At 62.8% G+C, this 23,490-nt stretch carries 21 protein-coding genes, 1 tRNA gene, 1 pseudogene and 1 riboswitch; of the genes and pseudogenes, 17 read left to right on the top strand and 6 right to left on the bottom strand.

What is annotated here, in order from left to right; all coding sequences use genetic code 11:
- Window position 1 precedes the first annotated feature (1 nt).
- On the top strand, window positions 2–352 hold the full coding sequence (locus tag ABY454_RS01965; RefSeq protein ID WP_372928490.1) for a gamma-butyrobetaine hydroxylase-like domain-containing protein: 351 nt from the start codon (window positions 2–4) through the stop codon (window positions 350–352).
- Window positions 353–364: 12 nt separating this feature from the next.
- On the opposite strand, the gene ada is transcribed toward ABY454_RS01965, so the two are convergent.
- On the bottom strand, window positions 365–1,465 hold the full coding sequence (ada, locus tag ABY454_RS01960; protein WP_372928489.1) for a bifunctional DNA-binding transcriptional regulator/O6-methylguanine-DNA methyltransferase Ada: 1,101 nt from the start codon (window positions 1,463–1,465) through the stop codon (window positions 365–367).
- Between the two features lie 305 nt (window positions 1,466–1,770).
- Between ada and ABY454_RS01955 the strand changes: the two genes are divergently transcribed.
- The 7 genes from ABY454_RS01955 to phoB all read left to right on the top strand — a co-directional run bounded on the left by ABY454_RS01955 (window position 1,771) and on the right by phoB (window position 9,899).
- Window positions 1,771–3,129 (top strand): ATP-binding protein, encoded by a 1,359-nt coding sequence (locus ABY454_RS01955; RefSeq protein ID WP_372928488.1) that lies wholly within the window; start codon window positions 1,771–1,773, stop codon window positions 3,127–3,129.
- A 189-nt stretch (window positions 3,130–3,318) separates the two neighbouring features.
- Window positions 3,319–4,377, top strand: coding sequence for a substrate-binding domain-containing protein (locus ABY454_RS01950; RefSeq protein ID WP_372928487.1), 1,059 nt, complete (start codon window positions 3,319–3,321; stop codon window positions 4,375–4,377).
- A 154-nt stretch (window positions 4,378–4,531) separates the two neighbouring features.
- Window positions 4,532–5,911: a phosphate ABC transporter permease subunit PstC gene (pstC, locus tag ABY454_RS01945; protein ID WP_372928486.1), complete on the top strand. Its 1,380-nt coding sequence runs from the start codon at window positions 4,532–4,534 to the stop codon at window positions 5,909–5,911.
- Window positions 5,904–7,532 carry a phosphate ABC transporter permease PstA gene (gene pstA / locus ABY454_RS01940; protein ID WP_372928485.1) on the top strand — a complete coding sequence of 543 codons (1,629 nt, stop codon included), beginning with the start codon at window positions 5,904–5,906 and terminating at the stop codon, window positions 7,530–7,532. The genes pstC and pstA overlap by 8 nt, the downstream gene beginning before the upstream one ends.
- 116 nt (window positions 7,533–7,648) lie before the next feature.
- Window positions 7,649–8,395, top strand: coding sequence for a phosphate ABC transporter ATP-binding protein PstB (gene pstB, locus ABY454_RS01935; RefSeq protein WP_372928520.1), 747 nt, complete (start codon window positions 7,649–7,651; stop codon window positions 8,393–8,395).
- Between the two features lie 25 nt (window positions 8,396–8,420).
- Entirely contained in the window at window positions 8,421–9,152 is a 732-nt protein-coding gene (phoU, locus tag ABY454_RS01930) for a phosphate signaling complex protein PhoU (protein WP_372928484.1), read from the top strand.
- Between the two features lie 36 nt (window positions 9,153–9,188).
- The gene (phoB, locus tag ABY454_RS01925) at window positions 9,189–9,899 is read left to right on the top strand and encodes a phosphate regulon transcriptional regulator PhoB (protein WP_372928483.1); all 711 of its coding nucleotides are present in this window, start codon (window positions 9,189–9,191) and stop codon (window positions 9,897–9,899) included.
- A gap of 76 nt (window positions 9,900–9,975) precedes the next feature.
- Here the strand turns inward: phoB and ABY454_RS01920 are convergent, their stop codons facing one another.
- On the bottom strand, window positions 9,976–10,476 hold the full coding sequence (locus ABY454_RS01920; RefSeq protein ID WP_372928482.1) for a GcrA family cell cycle regulator: 501 nt from the start codon (window positions 10,474–10,476) through the stop codon (window positions 9,976–9,978).
- A 385-nt stretch (window positions 10,477–10,861) separates the two neighbouring features.
- On the opposite strand from ABY454_RS01920, the gene ABY454_RS01915 reads away from it, so the two are divergent.
- The 3 genes from ABY454_RS01915 to ABY454_RS01905 are packed head-to-tail and all read left to right on the top strand — an operon-like array spanning window position 10,862 to window position 14,077.
- Window positions 10,862–12,040, top strand: a complete 1,179-nt coding sequence (locus ABY454_RS01915; protein WP_372928481.1) for an aspartate aminotransferase family protein — start codon at window positions 10,862–10,864, stop codon at window positions 12,038–12,040.
- Window positions 12,041–12,074: 34 nt separating this feature from the next.
- Entirely contained in the window at window positions 12,075–13,136 is a 1,062-nt protein-coding gene (gene argF, locus ABY454_RS01910) for an ornithine carbamoyltransferase (protein ID WP_372928480.1), read from the top strand.
- On the top strand, window positions 13,133–14,077 hold the full coding sequence (locus ABY454_RS01905; RefSeq protein ID WP_372928479.1) for an Hsp33 family molecular chaperone: 945 nt from the start codon (window positions 13,133–13,135) through the stop codon (window positions 14,075–14,077). Before argF ends, ABY454_RS01905 begins: the two co-directional genes overlap by 4 nt.
- A 2-nt stretch (window positions 14,078–14,079) precedes the next feature.
- Here the strand turns inward: ABY454_RS01905 and argE are convergent, their stop codons facing one another.
- Both argE and metZ read right to left on the bottom strand, forming a co-directional pair.
- Entirely contained in the window at window positions 14,080–15,237 is a 1,158-nt protein-coding gene (gene argE / locus ABY454_RS01900; protein ID WP_372928478.1) for an acetylornithine deacetylase, read from the bottom strand.
- A gap of 43 nt (window positions 15,238–15,280) precedes the next feature.
- On the bottom strand, window positions 15,281–16,486 hold the full coding sequence (metZ, locus tag ABY454_RS01895) for an O-succinylhomoserine sulfhydrylase (RefSeq protein ID WP_372928477.1): 1,206 nt from the start codon (window positions 16,484–16,486) through the stop codon (window positions 15,281–15,283).
- Window positions 16,487–16,558: 72 nt separating this feature from the next.
- Window positions 16,559–16,636, bottom strand: a riboswitch (SAM riboswitch).
- Window positions 16,637–16,755: 119 nt separating this feature from the next.
- Here metZ and ABY454_RS01890 point away from each other — a divergent pair.
- The 3 genes from ABY454_RS01890 (at window position 16,756) to ABY454_RS01880 (ending at window position 20,085) form a co-directional block, all read left to right on the top strand.
- A complete protein-coding gene (locus ABY454_RS01890; protein WP_372928476.1) occupies window positions 16,756–17,946 on the top strand; it encodes a 2'-deoxycytidine 5'-triphosphate deaminase in 1,191 nt (396 codons plus the stop codon).
- A gap of 65 nt (window positions 17,947–18,011) precedes the next feature.
- Window positions 18,012–19,373, top strand: a complete 1,362-nt coding sequence (locus ABY454_RS01885) for an alanine/glycine:cation symporter family protein (RefSeq protein ID WP_372928475.1) — start codon at window positions 18,012–18,014, stop codon at window positions 19,371–19,373.
- A 106-nt stretch (window positions 19,374–19,479) separates the two neighbouring features.
- A complete protein-coding gene (locus tag ABY454_RS01880) occupies window positions 19,480–20,085 on the top strand; it encodes a hypothetical protein (RefSeq protein ID WP_372928474.1) in 606 nt (201 codons plus the stop codon).
- On the opposite strand, the gene ABY454_RS01875 is transcribed toward ABY454_RS01880, so the two are convergent.
- Together ABY454_RS01875 and ABY454_RS01870 are read right to left on the bottom strand one after the other, a co-directional pair.
- The gene (locus ABY454_RS01875; RefSeq protein WP_372928473.1) at window positions 20,068–20,829 is read right to left on the bottom strand and encodes a haloacid dehalogenase type II; all 762 of its coding nucleotides are present in this window, start codon (window positions 20,827–20,829) and stop codon (window positions 20,068–20,070) included. The two genes, ABY454_RS01880 and ABY454_RS01875, sit on opposite strands and share 18 nt — an antisense overlap.
- A 13-nt stretch (window positions 20,830–20,842) precedes the next feature.
- Window positions 20,843–21,820 (bottom strand): radical SAM protein, encoded by a 978-nt coding sequence (locus ABY454_RS01870; RefSeq protein ID WP_372928472.1) that lies wholly within the window; start codon window positions 21,818–21,820, stop codon window positions 20,843–20,845.
- 127 nt (window positions 21,821–21,947) lie between these two features.
- Here ABY454_RS01870 and ABY454_RS01865 point away from each other — a divergent pair.
- The 3 genes and pseudogenes from ABY454_RS01865 (at window position 21,948) to ABY454_RS01855 (ending at window position 23,471) form a co-directional block, all read left to right on the top strand.
- Window positions 21,948–22,022, top strand: a tRNA-Gly gene (locus ABY454_RS01865).
- A gap of 90 nt (window positions 22,023–22,112) precedes the next feature.
- Window positions 22,113–22,461: pseudogene (locus tag ABY454_RS01860) on the top strand (transposase); the annotation flags it as partial.
- A gap of 164 nt (window positions 22,462–22,625) precedes the next feature.
- Window positions 22,626–23,471 (top strand): transporter substrate-binding domain-containing protein, encoded by an 846-nt coding sequence (locus ABY454_RS01855; protein ID WP_372928471.1) that lies wholly within the window; start codon window positions 22,626–22,628, stop codon window positions 23,469–23,471.
- Window positions 23,472–23,490: the final 19 nt, after the last annotated feature.

The raw sequence follows: 23,490 nt of genomic DNA, 5'->3' as shown, positions 1-23,490 counted from the left end.
AATGACGGCCTGGCCCACGGAGCTCAAGCTCGACAAGGACAAGCGCACCCTCATCGTGAGCTTCGACGACGGAGCAAGCTACGACCTGCCCGCGGAAGTCCTGCGCGTGCTGAGCCCAAGCGCCGAGGTGCAAGGCCACAGCCCGGAACAACGGATCACGGTGCCGGGCAAGAAGAATGTGCGCATCTCGCGTCTCGAGCCTGTGGGCAATTACGCCGTGCGCATCGTCTTCGACGATGGTCACGACACCGGGCTTTACGTTTGGGAGTACTTGCGCGATCTCGGCGAGAACCAGGAGCCGCGCTTCCGCAGCTATCTGGAGGAACTCGCCGAAAAGGGGCTGACCCGCTAAGAGCCTTGCGCGTTAGTTGCCCGATTTCTCCTTGCCGAGAAGCGCGCGCTTACGCGCCACGCCCCAACGGTAGCCGGACAACGTGCCGTCGGCGCCCACGACGCGGTGGCAGGGTATCGCCACGGCGATCTTGTTCGCCGCGCAAGCGCCGGCAACCGCGCGGGCGGCCTCCGGCGCACCGATGCTTGCAGCGATCTCCGCGTAGCTTGCCGTCGTGCCTGGCGGAATACGCCTCAGCGCCTCCCACACGCGTAGCTGGAACGCCGTCCCCTTGATGTCGAGTGGCAGGTCGATTTGTGCGCTTGGGCCCTCGACGGTAGCGATGACCCTGGCGGTGAGCGCGGCGAAGCCTGCATCGCCTTCGGCAAGCGCGGCGCGCGGGAAACGCTCGTGCAGTTCCACAACGAGGTCTTGGGGCGCATCGCCCAGAAATATCGCGCACACGCCCTTGTCCGTCGCGGCAACGAGTATCGCGCCCAGCGAACAGGTCCCGGTGGCGTAGCGGATCTCGGTGCCGTCGCCACCGTCGCGATACGTTCTGGGACTCATGCCGAGAGCCTCCGTTGCCGTGGCATAGAAGCGGCCGGATGAATTGAAGCCCGCATCGTACAGCGCCTCCGTCACTGTCGTGGCTTGGGGCAGGCCCTCGCGCACGCGCTTGTTGCGCAGCGCCGAGGCGTAGGCTTTTGGAGTCACGCCTAGCGCTGCTTTGAAAAGGCGGTGGAAGTGATAGGGGCTGAGGCCGGCCGCGGCCGCGAGCGCGGCAAGCGGCGGGGGCGTGTCGGCCGCCTCGATCATCCGGCAGGCTTGTGCGATTCGGGCACTATGCTGGGCGGCCAGTGAAGGTTGACCCGGACGGCAGCGCTTACATGCCCGGAAGCCCGCGGCCTCGGCCTTCTCCACCGTGTCGTGAAACCGCACATGCGCCCGTTTCGGCCGTTTCGCGGGGCAGGAGGGCCGGCAATAGATGCCTGTCGTGTCGACCGAGTAATAGAAGTGCCCATCGCACCTGGCATCGCGGCCGAGCACGGCCTCCCAGCAGGCCTCGTCGGAGAGGCGGCCGGCAGGTTCGAGCCGTTGCGGCGCAGGCGCAGACATGGGTGCGGCAGACATGGGTCCAGTGTCCTTCGGTCCAGTGTCCTTCGAGGTCAGTCGCTGTCCAGACTATGGCGGCTTCTGGTGAGCGCCGCACCCCGATCCTTGCTTTCAAACGATGGATGATAGCGCGGCGGTCTTGGTATTGCCCATTCGGCGCCCCACATCTCGTGAAGGGCTGGCAGGATAGATGACGATCGGACTGCGCTGTCATCACTGTGTCGTACAACCGGCGGCGACATGTCTAAAAAACGTGATATTCGAGGGGCAATCATAGGCGCCCCCAATCCGGGGCGATTCGTTGGGGCTCGTAGGTCAAGCCATTGAGCAACCAAGTAGAACATAGCGCTCGGCCCATCGCATCCGGCCTTCTGTGGCGCGCGAGCCAGGCTCTTCGGCGGGGCACGCGGGAGCTCGCCACGCGCCTGTGGGCGGCTCTATGGCAGATCGTGATCGTGGCCGTGATCATGGCTTCGCTCGTGACTCTCGGCGACCTGTCTGTGGAAATTGCACTCGCGGCTTTCGCCAGTTTCGTCGGCGCCGTGGCCCTGCTTCCGCGCCAGGATGTGGACTCGGCACTCGATCGGCAGTTCCCGCCGTCTCCGTCACTGACCCGCTTGAACTCGCCCATGCATGTCATGTCCGAGGCGCTGCCCGATCCCGTCATCCTGCTCGATCGCGCGGGCCAGGTGCTGTCCTGCAATGCGCCCGCGCGGGGACTGTTCACCTCTTTGCGCGAAGGAATCCACATCTCCTCCGTCATCCGCACGCCCGAGTTTCTCGACGCTGTCAGTGCCGCGCCGCGCGTGGGCGAAGCGGTGACCGTCATCTATGCGCAGCGTGTTCCGGTAGGCCGCCGCATGGCGGTAACCGTGGCGCCGCTGGCCCGCGGCTCGGAGAGCGACGGCAGTATCCTCGTGCTCCTGCGCGATCTCACGGAAGTGGAGCGCATCAATCAGATGCGGGCAGATTTTATCGCCAATGCGAGCCATGAGCTGCGGACTCCCCTCGCATCGCTCAGGGGCTTTATCGAGACCTTGCAGGGCACGGCTAAACAAGATCCCGGCGCCCGCGAGCGCTTCCTGCCGATCATGGCTGAGCAGGCCTCGCGCATGACCCGCCTGATCGACACGCTGCTATCTCTCAGCCGCGTGGAGATGAATGCCCACCTTCCGCCGAGCGATCGGATCGATCTCAACGACGTCCTGGGACACGCCAGGGATACGCTCGAGCCGATTGCCGCCGACAGCGGCATGGAACTGGATGTCCAGCGCTTCCGCCAGCCGGCCATCGTCCGCGGCGACCGCGACGAACTCTTACAGGTGCTGCAAAATCTCGTGCAGAACGCCTTCAAATACGGCAGTCCCGGCGGTCACGTCCGGATCGAGGCCAAACACATTCCCACGCTCGGGCGTCAGGTCGCGGGCCGCTTTGTCATCTCCGTGGTGGACGACGGGCCGGGCATCCCGGCCGAGCATTTGCCGCGGCTTACGGAGCGCTTTTACCGGGTGGACGTGGAGTCCAGTCGCGAAAAGGGTGGCACGGGCCTGGGTCTGGCCATCGTCAAGCACATCTTGAACCGCCATCACGGCGAGCTGGCGATCGCCTCCGATCCGGGCAACGGTTCCTCCTTCACGATTATGCTCAACGAGTCGCGCGTTAACGAAGCGCGCGCGAGCTGACGGCCGTTCGCGTTTTCCACAGCGGACTCTCTCCAAAAATCAACAAAATCAGTGATTTAGACTGTCATAAAGCCGAATCATCGCTGTCATAAAACAATTAACACTGGGGACTAGCGTGCCGCAGAGCTGGCGGCGTAGCTCGCGCTAGCGGAGGCTCAAATCGCTCAAATCCATGACAAGGAGAGCACAGTGAACAGGATTGCTATTGCAGCGTCGACGCTTGCCGTCGCCGCTCTATGTACGGGCGGCCCGGCGCTTGCCCGTGACCAGATCAAGATCGTCGGATCCTCGACGGTTTTTCCCTACACCCAAGCTGTTGCCGAGGAATTCGGTAAGAAGTCCGGCAAGAAATCGCCGGTGGTCGAATCAACCGGTACCGGCGGCGGCATGAAGATTTTCTGCCAAGGCATCGGCGAGGATAAGCCGGACATCACGGGTGCATCCCGCGCCATGAAGAAGTCCGAGTATGAGCTGTGTGCCAAGAACGGTGTCGACGACATCACCGAGGTGCTCATCGGCTATGACGGTCTTTCCATTGCCCAGTCCAACAAGGGCGGGCCGATGGATCTCAGCAAGGAGCAGATCTTCCTCGCTCTGTCCTCGGAGGTTCCGGACGGCGACAAGCTCGTCCCCAACCCCAACAAAAAGTGGAGCGACATCGACAAGTCCCTCCCGGACGTGGCGATCACCGCCTACGGCCCGCCGCCGACCTCAGGTACGCGCGATGCATTCGTCGAGCTTGGCATGCATGAGGGCTGCAAGGGTCTTGACTACTTCAAGAAGCAGAAGGGCGAGCTCGACAAGAAGGCTTTCAAGTCTTTGGTCAAAGAGAAGTGCACCCCCATGCGTCAGGACGGCCCCTTCATCGAGGCCGGCGAGAACGACAACCTGATCGTGCAGCGGCTTGAAGCCGATCCGAATGCCGTTGGCATCTTCGGCTACTCGTTCCTCTACGAGAACCAGGACAAGCTCAACGGCGTGAAGGTTGGTGGCGCCAAGCCCGGCTTCGATACCATCGCCGACGGCAGCTATGGCCTGTCCCGTCCGCTCTTCATCTACATCAAGAACCCGCATCGTAAGGTCATCTCGGGCATGAACGAGTTCGTTACCGAGTATGTCAGCGACGAGGCCATGGGTCCTGACGGCTATCTCAACGAGCGCGGCTTGGTCGTGCTTCCGGACGATAAGCTGAAGCAGATGCAGGACGCCGCGAAGGACGGAACGAAGATGGCTGCACCGACCTCGTAAGGGGCCGGGTGGTTCATCTCTTCGCATGACGCAATCGAAGAGCGTGGCCGTTGGCGACTGAACGGCCACGCCTACCGATCTTGGGCAACAACGTATTTTTCTCGGATAGGCCTCCACTAAGGGAGGTGCGTCCGTTGGGGAGCGGCAGGCGACAATGATTGGGTATGTTCTTCTCGTGCTCCTCGTGCTGGCGGTCGTCAGCTATTTCCTTGGCCGGCGCCGGGCCGTTTCCGCGGTCGAGGGCCGCGAACAGGACCTCCATTCCCGGCCGAGCTATCACGGCGCCTTCGTCGCCGCTTGGGTAGGCCTCCCATCCATTCTTTTTGTTCTTGTTTGGCTCCTGTTCCAGGGGAGCGTTATCGACAACCTGCTGTTGGCGAGCCTGCCAGCGGGGACGACCGATGGCCTGACAGCGGGGCAGACCAGCCTGCTGTTAAGCGAGATCAAGTCGGTTGCCGCCGGCAATATTTTCGGCGAGCCATCGGCGACCGTCTTAGAGGCGGCAGAGCGTTACAATCGCTGGCAGACCATCGCCCGCTGGAGCATGTTCGCCGCTGCCGTCAGCATTGCCCTGATGGGGCTGGCGCTCGCGGGCGGGCGCATCAGCCGTGACTTCCGGGCCCGCCATGGCGCCGAGCGCATCATGAGCGGCCTTATGATCGCGTGCTCGCTCATCGCGATGCTGACAACGCTCGGCATTGTGCTGTCGCTTTTGATCGAGGCCTTGCGCTTCTTCGATCGGGTCAGCCCGATCGAGTTCTTCTTCGGCCTCAACTGGGAACCGCAAATTCCGATCCGCGAAGGCCAGGTCACGGCGGGCGGCGCATTCGGCGCCATCCCGGTCTTCGCCGGCACGCTGCTCATCGCGCTGATCGCCATGCTGGTGGCGACGCCGATCGGGCTCTACTCGGCCACCTACCTGACCGAGTACGCCCATCCCAGGATCCGTGCCGTGATCAAGCCGATCCTTGAACTACTGGCCGGCATTCCGACCGTGGTCTACGGCTTCTTCGCCGTTCTGACCGTCGCGCCGGCCATGCGCCAGTTCGGCGAGATGATTGGGATGCCGATCGCTCCCAACAGTGCCCTCGCTGCCGGGGCGGTGATGGGCATCATGATTATTCCCTTCATTTCGTCGCTGTCCGACGATGCGATCGCCGCGGTGCCGCGGGCCATGCGCGACGGCTCCTACGCCATGGGGGCGACCAAAGGTGAGACCATCACCAAGGTGCTCTTGCCTGCGGCGTTGCCCGGCATCATGGGCGGCGTTCTTTTGGCCGTCAGCCGCGCCATCGGCGAGACGATGATCGTGGTGATGGCCGCTGGCATCATTGCGACCCTCACGGCCAACCCGCTCAAGCCGGTCACCACCGTGACGGTGCAGATCGTGACGCTTCTGATCGGCGATACCGAGTTCGACAATCCGAAGACTCTTGCAGCCTTTGCCCTTGGCCTCGTGCTGTTCCTGGTCACGTTGGCGCTCAACGTCCTGGCCCTGCACATCGTCCGCAAATATCGAGAACAATATGAGTGACGCACAGGTTCTAACTCCCGCTGGGACGATCGACTGGAACTCGGACAAGGCCCGGCGGCGCGTTCGCAGGCGCTACGCGGCCGACAGGCGCCTCCAGGCATACGGCATCATTGCCATCGCCCTGGCCGTTGGCCTTCTCAGCGTACTCGTTGCCTCGCTGGTCAGGACGGGTTTTCCGGCCTTCCTGCAAACGAAGGTCGACCTGCCGATCTATGTTGATGCAAGCAAGGTCGATGCAGAGGATCCGGCCAGCGGCAATTACCGCGGGTTGATCAAAGCGGCGCTCAACAAGGCCATTCCCGACGTTCCCAAGGATCAGCAGCGCAGTGTCCGCAAGATCCTGACCTCGCACGCGGCCTATATCTTGCGGGACTATGTCGTCGATCACCCCGACTCGATCGGCAAGACCATCACCTTGCCCATCGCGCTCTCCGATCCCTTCGATCAGCTCTACAAAGGCGTCATCCCGAAGCATATGGACGCTCTGAACTGGGTCCAAGAAGAGTGGTTTGAGCGACTTCAGAACCGGAACGTGGTCGTCGAGCACGACGGGCGGACCAGCCTCAAGCTCGACGTCTACGTCGATCCGGCCGCGGTCGAGGACGGAGACTACGTCGACTTGGCGCGAAACAGCCTGCAGGCCTACTTCCCGCGCGTGCGGGATTCTTCGCTGTTCGAAATGTTGGCGCCGGACGCGCCTGCGGCCATCGAGAAAACCGTCGCCGAGGACCCGGCCATTGTCGGTAAGACCGTCCAGATCTACTTCCCCGTGTCTGAGCACTACGCCACGCTGGCTGCAGGCGAAGAGCCGACGATTCTCAATCCGCGTTTCAACGAAGCTCAGCTCGCCGCGTACTACGTTTTTGTCGACAAAGGGATGTTGCGCACGCCATTCAACTGGGAGCTCTTCTTCAACGCGGACAGCCGCTTCCCGGAGCGCGCGGGTCTCGCCGGGGCGATCACCGGTTCGTTTTACGCGCTCCTCGTCTGTTTCATGCTGAGCTTCCCCATCGGCATCGCCGCGGCGGTCTACTTGGAAGAGTTCGCGCCGAAGAACCGCCTCACCGACCTCATCGAGGTCAACATCAACAATTTGGCGGCCGTGCCGTCGGTGGTGTTTGGTCTTCTCGGTCTTGCAGTGTTCCTGGGCTTCTTCGGCCTGCCGCGTTCGGCCCCGCTCGTCGGCGGTATGGTGCTCAGCCTCATGACCTTGCCGACCATCATCATCACCACGCGCGCCGCGCTGAAGGCGGTGCCGCCGTCCATCCGCGAGGCGGCGCTGGGTGTCGGCGCCTCCAAGCATCAGGTCATGCTGCATCACGTGTTGCCCTTGGCGTTGCCAGGCATTCTGACCGGCACCATCATCGGCATGGCCCAAGCACTGGGCGAGACGGCGCCGCTGCTCTTGATCGGCATGAATGCGTTCATTCCGAGTGTCGAGAATATGGGACTTCTCGAGCCAGCGACCTCGCTGCCGACCCAGATCTTCAGCTGGGCCGACAGTCCCGAGCGTGGCTTTGTCTCGCGCACTTCGGCGGCGATCCTGGTGCTGCTCGGCTTCCTGGTGATCATGAATCTTGTTGCGATCACGCTGAGACAGATGTTCCAAAGAAAGTGGTAGAAGAGGACATAGTTTTGGAGGCGAAGGTGGAAGAGCGACCATCCATCCAGGTCGAGGCGCCTGCAGTGCCGGAAAAGACAGGAGGCGAAGCGCCTGCTGAGCAGGGCGACCCGAAGATGAAGGCGGCCGACGTCAACCTTTGGTATGGCGAGAAGCAGGCCTTGTTCGACGTGAACCTCGAAATGTTCGACAAGTCGGTCACGGCGCTGATCGGCCCGTCCGGCTGCGGCAAGTCCACGTTCCTGCGCTGTCTCGATCGCATGAACGACGTGATCGATATTTGCCGCGTCCAAGGCGACATCCGGCTCGACGGTGAGGACATCTACGCCCCCCGCGTCGATCCGGTGCAGCTCCGGGCCCGCGTCGGCATGGTCTTCCAAAAGCCGAACCCCTTCCCCAAATCCATTTTCGAGAACGTTGCATACGGTCCCCGGATTCACGGGACGTGCAGGACGAAGGCCGAGTTCGAAGAGGTCGTGGAGGGCAGCCTGACGAGGGCTGGGCTCTGGGAAGAGGTGAAGGATCGTCTAGACGAGCCCGGCACCGGCCTTTCCGGCGGCCAGCAGCAGCGGCTGTGTATCGCCCGCGCCATCTCGGTGAACCCCGAGGTTCTGCTCATGGACGAGCCGTGCTCGGCCCTTGACCCGATCGCCACGGCCAAGATCGAGACATTGATGGACGAACTCAAAGAGAACCTTTGCATCGTCATCGTGACCCACTCGATGCAGCAAGCGGCGCGCGTCTCCCAGCGCACGGCTTTCTTCCATCTCGGCAAGCTCGTCGAGGTCGATCAGACGTCCAAGATATTCACCAATCCGGCTGACCAGCGGACGCAAGATTACGTCACGGGCCGTTTCGGCTGATACCGGCTCTTCAGGAGTTTCCTCAATGGAACAGCAGCACGAACACATCGTCAGGTCTTACGAGGAGGAGCTTGCGCTTCTCAACAACAAGATCGCCAAGATGGGTGGGCTTGCCGAGCAAGTGCTCGGGCAGTCCTTCGAGGCGCTGGAGCGCCGCGACCCAGATCTTGCGGCCGCGACGATCAACGAGGACGAGGCCATCGATGATCTTCAACGCGAGATCGAAGAGCAGGCGGTGGTGATGATCGCCCGCCGCCAGCCCATGGCCTACGACCTTCGTCAGATCATGGCGGCGTTGCGCATCTCCACCGATCTGGAGCGCATCGGCGATCTCGGCAAGAACATCGCCAAGCGTGCGGTTGCCGTGGTGACCGAGCAGCAGCCCAAGCAACTCATGCTGGGCCTGAAGCATATGGGCGAGCTTTCCCTGAGCCAGCTCAAGGAAGTGCTCGATGCGTTCATCGAGCGCGACGCTGAGCGTGCATTGAATGTTTGGTACAAGGACGAAGAGATCGACGCCATGTACAACTCGCTGTTCCGCGAGTTGCTGACCTACATGATGGAGGACCCGCGCAATATCGGGCTCTGCACCCATCTGTTGTTCGGTGCCAAGAACATCGAGCGCGTGGGCGATCATGCCACCAACATCGCTGAGACGGTCTATTACCTGGTGCACGGCCGGGCCATCACCGATCAGCGCCCCAAAGGCGACACCACGAGCTCAACGCCAGTGAAGCTCACGCGGAACGTCGTCTAACTGATACCGGTCGAGCCGATGCTACAAACGAATGAAGTGAGCGGCGGAGGAGCGAAGGTCCTGGTTGTCGAGGACGAGGAGCCACTGGCCCTTCTCCTGCGCTACAACCTGGAAGCGGAAGGCTATGCAGTCGATGTCGTCCATCGTGGCGACGAGGCAGAGATTGCCATTGCCGAGAGCTCGCCCGATCTCGTTGTTTTGGATTGGATGCTGCCGGGCATCTCCGGGCTGGAGCTTTGCCGCCGTTTGCGCACGGGCAAGGAATCCCGGACCATCCCCATCATCCTGCTGACCGCCCGCAGCGAGGAAACCGATCGCATTCGCGGCCTGACCACCGGGGCCGATGACTATGTGGTCAAGCCGTTCTCGCTGCCTGAACTCATGGCGCGCGTCCGGGCCATCCTGCGGCGGACCAATCCGGAGCGCATTGCCTCGGTGCTGTCCGTTGGCGATATCGAGCTCGATCGGGACTCCCACCGCGTGACCCGCAACGGACGCCAGGTGCATCTCGGACCGACGGAGTTCCGCCTTCTGGAGTTTCTCATGCAGAGCCCCGGCCGCGTGTTCAGCCGCGCGCAGCTCTTGGACGGCGTGTGGGGGCGGAATGTCTACGTGGACGAGCGGACGGTCGATGTGCATATCGGCCGTTTACGCAAGGCCATGATGCGCGGGAGCGAGCCCGATCCGGTTCGTACCGTTCGGGGCGCGGGCTACGCCTTCTCCGATAAGCTCGAAGAGACTGCTTAGAAAAGTTTCCGCCCGCTGAAATGAAAAAGGCGCCGGATCCTCCGGCGCCTTTATTCGTGTTCCTGTCAGCCGATCCTTAGCCGCCTGCTTGCCGCCGCCGCCGTGCTTGCGCCGGTTGATACGCCATGCGCGCATGGTGATCGCAATATGGCGTGGGGCCGTCCTTCTTGCGTCCGCAGAAGTGGAAGTCTTCCTCGGTCGGATCGCCGATCGGCCAGTGGCACATCGACTCCTTGAGCGTAAGGATACTGGCCCGCTCATGCAGCGGGATCACAAGCTCCGCTACCGGGGCCGGCACTGGTTCGTACTCCGCCTCGAAGGTCGGCTTCAGCGCGACATTGCCCCGCGTTCCGAACGTCAGTCCCGGTCCGCGATTTGGTCGCGGTGCGTGGCTGCGCCGTGGCCGTGGCGCGCTCGATCGCGAACTCGTTGCGCGTCCCGAAAGCCCAAGCCGATGAACCTTGCCGATGACCGCATTGCGGGTCACGCCGCCTAAGCGACCCGCGATTTGGCTCGCGCTCAGTCCGTCCGCCCAGAGTTTCTTCAGCAGTTCCACCCTATCGTCAGTCCAAGCCATGATTGGCCTCCTCGTCTGGACTCAGATTCCACCCGTCCCGTGAGACGGCTTTTGTTTTCGAATTACTCGGAAATACTGGCGAGAATGACCGCTCGGGCACCGCAGCACCCACGACATCTAGTAGCCGAGCGATTATTACCCTACTAAACCCGGTGGACTCCGACAAGCGTCCGCCACGCTTGGGTGCCCCGTTTTCCACCGGAACAAGCGGATTTTGCCACTTCCGCCTTGAGAACACAAACCTGCGGGGCGTTTGAGACGTGGAGAAACCTTGGAAAAGCGGTTGTTAGTGTCGATTGACAGGCAAGTTCGCGACACCTAACACTTTGACTTCGCTTGCTGCCGCCCTTGGGCGGCAATTTTGTTTCAGGGATACGCAACTTTCATGTCGGCCCTCCTTCCGACCTATGCCCGCAGCGGATTGTCCTTCGCGCGGGGCGAAGGTGCCTTTCTCTTTACCGAGACGGGTGAGCGTTATCTCGACTTCTCCAGCGGGATCGCGGTGACTGCGCTCGGCCACGCGCACCCGCAGCTTATCGAGGCGCTGACGGAGCAGTCGCAGAAGCTCTGGCACGTCTCCAATCTGCATCACATCGCCGGACAGGAGCGGCTGGGGGAGCGTCTCGTTGAGGCCAGCTTCGCCGACAAGGTATTCTTCGCCAATTCCGGCGCCGAGGCCGTCGAGGCCTCGATCAAGGCCGCGCGGCGCTACCATTTTGTCAACGGCGCGCCCGAACGCTATCGCCTCGTCACCTTCGAGGGCGCCTTTCACGGCCGTACCCTGGCGACCATTGCCGCGGGCGGTCAGGAGAAGCATCTGGAAGGCTTCGGCCCGCCCGTTCAGGGCTTCGATCAGGTCCCGGGCTTCGATATCGATGCCGTCGCGGCCGCCATCGGCGATGAGACTGCCGGCGTGCTGCTTGAACCGATCATGGGCGAGGGTGGCATGCGGGAAGTGCCCTGGCGCTTCTTGCAGGACTTAAGGGCGCTCTGCGACGCGACGGGGATTCTTCTCGTGCTGGACGAGGTCCAATCGGGCGTTGGCCGCACGGGGCGCTTCTACGCGCATGAATGGGCCGGCATCACGCCCGACATCATGGCCTCGGCGAAAGGGCTCGGCGGCGGCTTTCCCGTCGGCGCGTGCCTCACCACCGAAGCGGTGGGCGATGCCATGACGCCCGGCACGCACGGCTCGACCTTCGGCGGCAATCCGCTCGCCATGGCTGTGGGCAATGCTGTGCTCGATGTCGTTTTGGCCCCCGGCTTTCTCGAACATGTCGCGCAGATGGGCCTAAGGTTGAAACAACGGCTTGCCAGCCTAGCCGATGAGCATAGCGACATCATCGCCGAGGTGCGGGGCCAGGGACTGATGGTCGGCTTGAGATGCCAAGTCGAAAACAAGACACTCATCGCCGGCTTGCGCGAGCGGGGAATGCTCACTGTCCCGGCCGGCGACAATGTCGTGCGCCTCTTGCCGCCCCTGATCGTCGGCGAGGACGAGATTGACTTTGCTTGCACCACGATAGACGCCGCCTGCGCCGCGCTGAAGTCCGGCGCTTCCTAAGCGGCCCTAGCTTTCCTTTCGAGACGGTTCACCCATGTCACCGACCCCTAAGCATTTCCTCGATCTCGACGCATTGGACGCATCCACCTTGCGCGCCATCGTCGATACCGCCGCCGCGATGAAAAAGTCCGGCCGGGTGCCGAAAGCGCTCGGCGTTCCGGCCGGGGCGGTTCTTGCCATGATTTTCGAGAAGCCGTCCACGCGTACGCGAGTTTCCTTCGGCGTCGCCATCCATCAGCTCGGCGGCACGTCCATCGCGCTCAATCCGCAAGACATGCAGCTAGGGCGGGGCGAGACGGTCGCCGACACCGCGCGGGTCCTGTCGCGCTATGTCGACGCCATCGTGCTGCGCACGGGGCCGCATGCGACGCTGCTGGAATTTGCGCACAACGCGACGATCCCGGTGATCAACGGTCTCACCGCGCGCTCCCATCCCTGCCAGGTCATGGCCGACGTCTTGACCTTCGAGGAGCGCAAAGGGCCGATCAAGGGCCGCGTGATCGCCTGGATTGGCGATGCCAACAATGTCGCCGCGTCATGGGTCCATGCTGCAGCGCGGTTCGGTTTCACCTTGCGCATCGCTGCGCCGGCCAACTTCGCGCCGGCGCCGGATCTGCTGGCCTGGGCGAATGCCGAAGGGGCCAAGGTCGAAGTCATGGAGAGTGCGCGGGAGGCGGCACACGGCGCGGACTGCGTTGTCACCGACACTTGGGTGTCCATGGGCGACAACGATGAGAACAAGCGCAAGGCCACGCTCCGTCCCTTCCAAGTAGACGAAGCGATCATGGCCGCAGGCAAACGAAATGCGATCTTCATGCACTGCCTTCCCGCCCATCGCGGCGATGAAGTGACGGCCGCGGTGATCGACGGCCCGCAGTCCGCCGTGTGGGAGGAGGCGGAGAACCGGCTGCATGTGCAGAAGGCCATTCTGGCCTGGTGCTTGGGCAGTGGCCGGCTTGGCACCAAGAGCAAGACGCGCAATGCGAAGACACGCAGCGCCACGAAGAAGAAGACGCGGAGCGCCGAGAAGACCGCCGCCAAGAAGACGCGCACCACCAAGACCTCGCGCACCAAAACACGCGGTGCCAGGCGGTGAGCGATCCCTCCTCGGACGCGCCCATCGAACTTGCGTTTCCTGACGACGACCTAGTCCTGCCGTTCCAAGCGGAGCAAGCCGACGTGCTCGGCCGTTTGGTCAAGCTCGGGCCGACCGTGGACACCATCCTGTCGCGCCACGCTTACCCCGAACCCGTGTCGCGTCTTCTCGGTGAGGCCGTGGCGCTGACGGCCCTACTCGGCGCCTCGCTCAAATCCGACGGCAAGCTGATCCTACAAACCACCACCGACGGGCCGGTCGATCTGCTCGTGGCGGATTATCTCGTGCCCGGCGCTTTGCGAGGCTATGCGCGTTTCGATGCGGAGCGGCTGGCGGCGCTCGACACGGACGACGATGCCGCGCTGCTCGGCCAGGGCCATTTGGCCATGACCATCGACCGGGGGCTCGATACCGAGCGCTATCAAGGTGTCGTGCCGCTGGAAGGCGAGAGCCTCACGGAAGCCGCCGACACCTATTTCCGCCAGTCGGAGCAGCTCCCGACCTTCATTCGCCTCGCCGTGGCGCGCCACTATCGTGCAGGCGAGGGCGGCGACGAAGGCGCCTGGACCTGGCGGGCCGGCGGGCTCCTCGTGCAGAAGCTGACCCGCGAGGGCGGCGTCGAGACCCCGAAGGAATTCGAGGAAGATTGGTCCCGCGCTAAGATGCTGGCAGAGACTGTCGAAGACCACGAATTGCTGGATCCGCTGCTGCCGCCCGACCGGCTGGTCTACCGCCTCTTTCATGAGGAGACGGTGCGCGCCTATCGGCACATTCCGTTGGAGACCTATTGCAGTTGCTCACGGGAGCGCGTGGAGGAATTGCTGACCAGTTTCTCGGCGGAAGACCTCGCCGATATGATCGTGGACGGCAAAGTGGGCGTGACCTGCGAGTTCTGCAACGCGCTCTACGACTTCGATCCTGAGACGTTCAACACCGAGTAGGCTCAAGCCCGCAAGCGCGCCGTCAGGTCGTCGAGAAACTTCAGGCACATTTCGAGCTGGGAAATCGCCACGAATTCGTCGGCCGCGTGGGCCTGGGCGATGTCGCCGGGCCCGCAGACCACGGCCGGGCAGCCTGCCTGCTCGAAAAGGCCGGCTTCGGTCGCGTAGGACACGGCGCTGGCACGGTTCGCGCCGGTGAGCGACATGGCAAGCGCGACGGCCTCCGATTTCGCCGTTGCGGAGAACGCGGGGACGGAAGTTTTCGTTTCGGTCTCGACATTGGCGTCGGGCGCCACTTTTCGCATCTCCGGTAGCAACGTCTCTTCCGCGAAGGCGGCCAACCGCGCCGGTGCGTCCTTCATCTTGGTGTTGGGCAGCCCGCGCATCTGCCAGAGAATGTCGCAAGAGTTCGGCACGATGTTCGGCGCCGTGCCGCCGTCGATCATGGCCGCTCCGAGCGTCGAGTAGGGCGGCTCGAAATGCGGGTCGTTCTCGCAGGCCGCGGCCTCGGCGGCCATGCGGTCGATCTCGCCGATGAGCTTTGCCGCGGCCGAGATCGCGTTGACGCCGAGCGCGGGCAGGCTCGAATGCGCTTCCTTGCCGGTCACGGTGGTGTTGAAGACATCGATACATTTGTGGCCATCGATGACCTGCATGCCTGTCGGCTCGCCGACAATCACCAAGCGCGGCTTGGGAAGGTCGGCGCCGAAGCGCGCGATCATCGGGCGCACACCAACGCACCCCACCTCCTCGTCATAGGAGATGAAAATGTGGACCGGCTCCTTCAGGGGCTTCGCCTTAAACCGCGGCACACATGCGAGCACGCAAGCGATGAAACCCTTCATGTCGCAGGTGCCGCGCCCGAAGAGTTTGCCATCGCGTGCCGTCAGCGTGAACGGATCGCTCGTCCAGTTTTGGCCGTCGACGGGAACGCAGTCGCTATGGCCGGAAAGACCAATGCCGCCGTCTCCATCGCCGATGGTCGCGCATAGGCTCGCCTTCTTCCCGTCCTCGGTCGCGACGCGGGTGGCGCTCACCCGGTGGCCTGCCAGATAGTCCTCGGCAAAATCGATCAGCGCAAGGTTCGACTTCGCGCTCGTCGTGTCGAAGCCGACGAGCTTGGCGAGCAGGTCTTTTGCGGTGGACAGTTCAGAAGACAATGCAGCACCTCAGCAAGAGGGTTGGTTACGTGTTTTTGCGGCCCTAGCGCGCAGCCTTAAGCGCCTGGTCGAGATCGGCCTCCAGATCGCCTGCGTCTTCCAGCCCGACGGACAGGCGGATCGTGTTGTCGAAGATGCCGGCTTCTTCACGGGCTTCCGGGGTCAGACGCTGATGCGTGGTCGTCGCCGGGTGCGTGGCAAGGCTCTTGGCGTCGCCAAGATTGTTGCTGATCCGGAACAGCTCGAGCGCGTTCAACATTGTAAAGGCATTGGTCTTGCCGCCTTTGACTTCGAAGGCGACGATCGGCCCGCCGGTGCTCATCTGTTTCTTTGCAAGCGCATGTTGGGGGTGATCGGTGCGGCCAGGATAGTAGACGCGCGTCACGTTCGGCCGTTCGGCCAAAAAGTCGGCGATGCGCGCCGCACTCTCGCAATGCCGCGCCACACGCAAGGGCAGCGTCTCCAGGCCTTTCAGCAGCACCCAAGCATTGAACGGGCTGAGCGACGGGCCCGTATGCTTCAGATAAGTGTGCAAGGTCTCTTCGATGAACTCTTGCGGCCCCAGCACAACACCGCCAAGGCAGCGTCCCTGGCCGTCGATATGCTTGGTCGCCGAATAGACGACGATGTCCGCGCCGAGCTGTATCGGTCTTTGACCAATAGGCGTTGCGAACACGTTGTCGACGATCGTCAGCGCATTCGCCTTCTTGGCGATTTTCGCGACGCCTTCGATATCGACGAGTTCGAGCACGGGATTGGTCGGCGTCTCGAAGAAGAAGGCGCGGGTGTTGGTTTGCACCGCCGCCTCCCAGGCGGAAAGGTCCCGCCCGTCGACCAAGGTCGAGGTGATGCCGTAGCGCGGCAGCAGCTCCTCCACGATGTAGCGGCAGCTCCCGAACAGCGCGCGGCCCGAAACCACGTGGTCGCCGGCGTTCAGGTGACACAGCAGCGAGGCCGCGACGGCCGCCATACCGCTCGCCGTTCCGCGCGCGGCTTCCGCCCCTTCGAGCGCACACATACGGTCTTCAAACATGGAAACGGTCGGGTTGGCGTAGCGGCTATAGACATAGCCCTCCGCCTCGCCCTTGAAGCGCGCCTCGGCGTCCTCGGCGCTGTCATAGACATAGCCGGAATTGAGGAAGACAGCCTCCGACGTCTCGCCGAACTGGCTCCGCAGCGTCCCCTCTTGGATCAGCTGGGTGGCGGGGCTCCACGCCTTACGGCGGCCTTTCTTGTCGTTTCCGGCCATGGTCAAGCTCCTCAAATGCGTCTCGGCCGGCGGCACAAAAAAACCCGGATTTGGCGGTCGCCAAAAGCCGGGATATACGCGTCCACGGCCTTTTAGCGACTTGTTTTACGTGGCTGCAAGCCGGCCGGCCAAATCACCACGAGGGCCAAGTCATCGCCTCCTGAGCCCGCCCCGTCAAGCCCCCGCAGGTGCCTCGCCCCTTGTGAATCTGGGGGAGAAGGCCGAGCTTAGGGTGACCGAAGCCCCGGCAAATGCCAAGAAGATCGATCATGAGCCAATCCGACCCGCTATTCGAGGCGCTGCCCGAGGATCCCCCGGTGACACCGGGGGAGGGGCGCAATCGTGCGCTCGGGCGGACAGGCGTCCTGCCGAGCCAGGCCATCCGCGCGCTGATTGCCGCCGGGGAGATCGCCGGGGCGCCGGAACTGGAGGACAGCCAGATCCAGCCCGCCAGCTTGGACTTGCGTCTCGGCAAGTTGGCCTACCGGATCCGCGCGAGCTTCCTCCCCGGCACCAAGGCGACCGTGCGCGACAAGCTGGCCGGCCTCACGTTTCACGAGATCGACCTCACCAAGGGCGCCGTGCTCGAAGCCGGCTGCGTCTATCTCGTGCCGCTCATGGAACATCTGAGCCTGCGTAGCACCGTCGCCGCCTTCGCCAACCCGAAGAGCTCCACGGGCCGGCTTGACGTGTTCACGCGACTGATCGCCGACTATCAGGAGAGTTTCGACAGCGTGGCGGAGGGCTACAAAGGCCCGCTCTATACCGAGATTTGCCCGCGCACGTTCTCCATCAAGGTGCGCTCCGGTTCGCGGCTGAACCAGATTCGCTTCCGGCGCCGCGTTAGCCAGCAGTCCGACGAAGCACCAGGCCGCGTGGGCGACAAGCATTTGCGCGCCATTCATTCCGACGTGGGGCTCGTGGAGGGCGAGGCCGCGATCCGCGACGGCCTGAATTTGCGTATCAGTCTCGCGCCCATCGAGCCCGAAGGTCTGATCGGCTACCGGGCCCGCCGCTTTGCCGGTGTTGTCGACGTGGATAATGTCGGGGGCTACGCGGTCGACCAATATTGGGAGGCCGTGCATCTTGGCGGCGACAAACGCCTCGTGCTCGATCCGAACGAGTTCTACATCCTTGCGTCGAAGGAAAGCGTCTCCGTGCCGCCCGAATACGTGGCTGAGATGGCGCCGTTCGATCCCATGATCGGCGAGTACCGCGTCCACTATGCCGGCTTCTTCGATCCCGGCTTTGGCTACGCGGAAGGCAAGGCGCCCGGCGCCAAAGCGGTGCTCGAGGTGCGCAGCCTCGATATTCCCTTCATCGTCGAGGACGGCCAGATCGTCGGCCGGCTGGTCTATGACAGGCTCACCGAGGTGCCGGAGACCCTTTACGGTCAGGGCATTGGCTCGCATTATCAGGCCCAAGGTCTGAAACTGTCCAAGCACTTCCGTCAGGAATGACGGTTCGCGGCTAACCCGCCGCAACCGGCGGGGGCAATCAATCCAAACGACGACGGGGGTTCGGAATGGAAGCGCTTACATCGGCCGTGAAATGGCTGAGCGGTATCGTATGGGGCGTGCCCATGCTGGTTCTCCTGCTCGGCGTCGGCATCTTTCTTACCATCGGTCTGCGCTTCCGCACCTTGCGCAATCTGCCCTTGGCCCTGTGGATGCTGTGGCGCGGTCGCGCCGCCGAAGGCAAAGGCGAGATCACCCCGTTCAACGCGCTGATGACGGCGCTCGCCGCGACCATCGGCACCGGCAATATTGCCGGCGTCGCCACCGCCATCTTTATCGGCGGACCGGGCGCGGTGTTCTGGATGTGGATGACGGCGCTGGTCGGCATGGCCACCAAGTTCGCCGAGGCCGTGCTCGCGGTGCGTTATCGCGAAGTCGACGAGCGCGGCGTGTATGTCGGCGGCCCCATGTACTACATCAAGAACGGCCTCGGCCCCCGCTGGGCTTGGCTCGGCGCCTGTTTCGCGCTGTTCGCCGGATTTGCCGGCTTCGGCATCGGCAACACGGTACAGGCTAACTCCGTGGCCGACGCGCTGGAGGCCGCCTTTGGGGTCCCATTTTGGACGACGGGCGTCATGCTGGCGATCCTGGTCGGATCGGTGCTCTTCGGCGGCGTTCATCGCATCGCCGCGTTCGCCGGCACGCTCGTGCCGGTCATGGCGATCACCTATGTCGGCGCCGGCCTTGTAGTTATTTTGCTGAACATCCACGCTGTGCCGGACGCCTTTCGCCTGATCTTCGCCCATGCCTTCTCGCCCATCGCGGCGACAGGCGGCTTCGCCGGCGCGGCCGTGTGGGCCGCAATCCGCTTCGGCGTTGCGCGCGGCATCTTCTCCAACGAGGCAGGGCTCGGCTCCGCCCCCATCGCCCATGCCGCCGCCGAGTGCAAGGGGCCGGTGAGTCAAGGCCTCGTTGCCATGCTCGGAACCTTCATCGACACCATCATCGTCTGCACCTTCACCGCGCTGGTGATCCTGACGACGGGAGCGTGGACTAGCGGCAAGACGGGCGCCGAACTGACATCCCTCGCATTCGAGACGGCGCTGCCGGGTGTGGGCAGCGAGATAATTGCCATCGCGCTCGCGGTCTTCGCGTTTACCACGCTGATTGGCTGGAGTTACTACTGCGAGCGGTCGTGGCAATATCTTCTCGGCGTCAAGGCCATCATCCCATTCCGAATTGTGTGGTCGCTTGCGCCCATCGCCGGCGCCACGGTGAAGCTCAGCTTCGTCTGGCTCCTGGCCGACACGCTGAATGCGCTCATGGCCATCCCCAACCTGATCGCGCTCGCGTTGCTGAGCCCCGTGGTTTTCGCCATCGCGCGCGAATTCTTTGCCACGCGGGGAAAATCGGAGAACAACCCGTTCTGAGCGGCCTCACTGGCGGCTCCACAGGAACCATCGCACCGGTAGCGCGTATCCAAGCGGTATGCGATGGTCCAGCTATACAATCAAACGGCGGTTTTTGGAGGCGAACATGAAGCATGCGGCATTTATCTTGGCGCTTGGGGTATTTGCCGGCGCGAGCTTCGGGAGCACTGCCGTTGCAGAAAACCTGACCGGCTTGGCCAAGCAGGCGCAGAGCGATGCCAAGGATGGCAAGAACCTCGAAGCCTACGACACGATGCGCAAAGCGGCGCTACAGGTGTGGAACGACGGTCCGCTGCTGTTCCGCAAGGCGCTTTTCGTCACCAAGCCGCCCACGGGCTTCGGCATCTACAATCCGCGGCCGGACAGCGTCTTCAAGCCGGGCGAGAAGCTGATCCTCTATGTCGAGCCAGTTGGGTTTACTTGGAAGCCGAAAGACGCCCTGAACCACGCCGCGCTCACGGTAGACCTTGTCCTGAAGGATGAGGAAGGCACGGTTATCGGGCAGCAGGACGGCTTTGCCACCTTCACCTTCGATAGCCACGAAGAAAACCTAGAGATCATGGCGGCGGTGACCATCGATTTCACCGAGGCGCCCGCGGGGAAATACGAGGCCGAGCTGAAATTTGCCGACGAGAACAGTGACAAGTCGGCGACGTTCAGCCTTCCCTTCGAGATCAAGGCCGGTGAAGAAGCGTCAGCCGCGCAGCCGTAAATACTCGACGAGGCCGTCCAGGTTACGGCTCATGCCGTCGGCCTTCACGCCGAGAACTTCGGGTGGCGTGCCCAGGCGGTTCACCCAGAACGTCTCGTAACCGAACCACTTTCCGCCGGCCGCATCCCAGCCGGCGAACGGTGCGAAGAGAATGCGGTCCCGCGGCGTGCGCAGCACTTCAACGGCCAAGCGATAGGCGCGCGGGTCGGGTTTGAACGTGCGCACCGCGTCGGTGCTGATGGCCTTGGCGAACATGCCGCTAAGACCTGAACTTCCGATCGCCGCGTTCAACATGCGTGGCGTCAAGTTCGACAGAAACGCAAGCTTGAGCCCTTGCTCCTTCAGCGTCTCCAGCGCGACCTTGGAGTCCGGCCAAGCCTGGAGCTGAAGATAGCCGTTCATGATTTGCTGCGCCTTGCGGGGGGAGAGCGGAATATGAAGCGCTTCGGCCGCATAGACGAGCCCGTCGCGCGTCACTTTCCAGAAATCCTCGTACTCGCTCGCGACCGTCCTCAGCCACGTGTACTCGAACTGCCGCGTGCGCCACAGATTGCCGAGCTCCTTGGCGCGGCCCGGCGCGATCTCTTCGAGACTGTCGAAGACCGGGCGCGGATCGAAGATCGTGAACGCATCGAAGATCACCGTATTGATCTTCTTCTGTTCTGCCTTCGAGCCGGACGGTAGAACGGCGCCCGCAAACGCGGCGCCGGCCAGTCCAAGTGTCTCGCGTCGTGTCAGCGGCATGTCGGTCCTTACGTTACGCGGAGCATGCGCCGCCGCCAAGGACGCAGAACTTGGCGCAATGTGGGTGGCAGAGCTTTACTGCGCCGTGGTCGAACATGCCGCCATCGGCATGCGATGCCCCGGCCAGGGTCGCGCCCATCTCGAAGGTCGGATCGTAAGGGAGCAGCGTACAAGGCAGCACCATGGGCGTCTCCGCGCCGCGCCGCTTTATCACCATGCGGCTCGTGGCGCACATCACTTCGGCCGGGGATTTGCCGAGGATGCCCCAGCAGTTTTCTGTGATCTCGGGCACGTCAGCGTGTTCGTCCATCTCGGGAAACAGCACGAGGGCGGCGGGGTCCTCCGCGTCGACCGGCCAGGCGCGTTCGGCGATTAGCGCGGCGTAGCCGGCCCGTGCGCGCCCTTCACTTTCGCCCCAGCAGGTGCGCCCTGCGAGCGTCAGCGAAAACCCGTTCGCGGCGAGCCAGTCAATTCCCTCGACCGTCTTGTCGTAGGTGTGGGCTCCGCGTTCTTCCTCGTGCAGCGCTTTGGAGTAGTGGTCGAGGCTCACCCGCATGGCAAGACGCGGACCGTATGCCTCTCGCAGGCGAAGAAGGCCGTCGCGTATGCGCGGACGCAACATGGGTTGCATGGCATTGGTGAGCACCAACGCCGAGAAGCCGCCGGTCAGCACGTCTTCGAGCATGCCGAGCATGTCCGGATTCATAAAAGGTTCGCCGCCGGTGAAGCCGATCTCGGTCACGGGCCAGCCGTCCGCCGCGATCTCGTCGAGATAGCCGTGCGTTTCGGCACGTGAGATGTAAGCCAGCCTATCGTTCTCTGGGCTCGACTCGATGTAGCAATTGCGGCAAGCGATGTTGCACAGGCTGCCGGTATTGATCCACAGGGTCCGCAACGCAGCCAGCTGCACGCGCGCGCGGCGCTCGCCCATGGCGGTCCGGTCGGGATTGTCGAATTTTTCTTGGCTCTCAACGAGCGCGGCGTCGATCATCGAGCCCTCCAACTCCGCGCATTAACAAGTGCCTGGCCCTGAACCGCAAGACCCGATGGCTTCACCACTCTGTGAAGGGGCATTTCCTTTTTGTTGTTCTCTTTTCGTTGTAATAGGGCAAATGGCTGCGGGTGTAGCTCAGTGGTAGAGCAGTAGCTTCCCAAGCTACGTGTCGGGCGTTCGATTCGCCTCACCCGCTCCAATTTTTCAATGACTAGGCTGAGATGGTTTTTTGGTTGGGTGGTTCATTGAACCTTCTGCCTCTTCGAGGTTGGCCCTTGGTTTGCGCGGGAACTTGGACCGCGAGACCAAGCTGTTTACCGATGAAGGCCGTCGATACAAGGACGTGGGCGGTGAGTTCGCCAGCCACTAGACCGTGAAGCACTCTACTAAGGAGTGCGCTCGCGGCGATGTTCACACCAACACCGTCGAAGGCTATTTTTCGATCTTCAAGCGCGGCATCAAAGGCGCTTATCAACATTGCGGCTAGGCCTATCTGCATCGCTACATTGCCGTTCGATTTTCGCTGCAACCGCCGCTCCGCTCTAGGCATCAACGACAAGATGCGCGTCGATGCGATCATGGAAGGCATCGAAGGTAAGCGCCTTACATATCGGCGGACTGGAGAAGCCCAAGACGCTTGCAAAGCCAAAGCGAAGACAACCCAAAAAACACGTAATAGTAGAGATGTAGAACAATACACGTTTAACAGGATGCATCGCTCTGGCGGCGTCGGCGAAGCCGCGCTAAGAGGAACATGTAGAAGGCACGCGGCGGAACGAGTTCTCAATTGACGATGCGAAACGTGATTCTTGCCCCGCTGGCGGCGGTGGTCATTGTTGGCTTGAGCCTGTGGGCGGCCGATGCGCACGCGCAGGCGAAGAGCACCATGATCGTCCCCGACAGCTGGCAGGGGGACGCGCTTCGCCCGAAGCCCGACTTGAAGACGGTGCAGCGGATTCGCTTCATCACCGATTCGGACTATCCGCCGTTCCACTACTACGACGAGGTGGGCGCGTTGACCGGCTTCAACGTCGATCTCGCCAGAGCCATCTGCGAGGTCCTCGAAGTTCAGTGTGAGATCGACCCCACGAATTGGAATGACCTGATCCCGTCACTTGACCGCGGCGAGGCCGATGCGGCGATCGCCTCGATCCGCATCACCGAAGAGGCGCTTAAGGCGGCGGACTTTTCCTCCCGATACTACGCCACCCCGGCGCGCTTCGCTGGCCGAAAGGGCAGTGACAACCAAGATATCCGGCCTGAAACCGTGGAGGGCCTGAAGATTGGCGTCCAAAAAGGGACGGGCCATGAGGCGTATCTGAAGAAGTTCTTCCGCAAGAGCGCGATAGCCGCCTTCGACAGCGCCGAGGACGCACAGAAGGCGCTTGGCGACGGCGCGATCGATCTCATCTTTGGCGACGGCGTGAGTTTGACGTTCTGGCTAAACGGCGCGGAAAGCCAAGCGTGCTGCGAGTTTCGCGGTGGGCCGTACCTTGATGCCAAGTATTTCGGAGAAGGTGTCGGCATTGCCGTGAAGAAGGGCAACCGCAAGATGGCGGAGATCCTGACCTATGGGCTGGAGCAGGTGCACGCGAGCGGCCGCTACGAGGAACTGTTCCTGCGCTACTTCCCCATGAGCTTCTTCTAGATGAGCTTCTTCTAGATGA

Origin of the sequence: Methyloceanibacter sp. (assembly GCF_041573655.1) — a bacterium.
Lineage (GTDB): Bacteria > Pseudomonadota > Alphaproteobacteria > Rhizobiales > Methyloligellaceae > Methyloceanibacter.
Note: the sequence above shows the minus strand (reverse complement) of the source record. Positions and strands in the feature narration are given on the sequence as shown.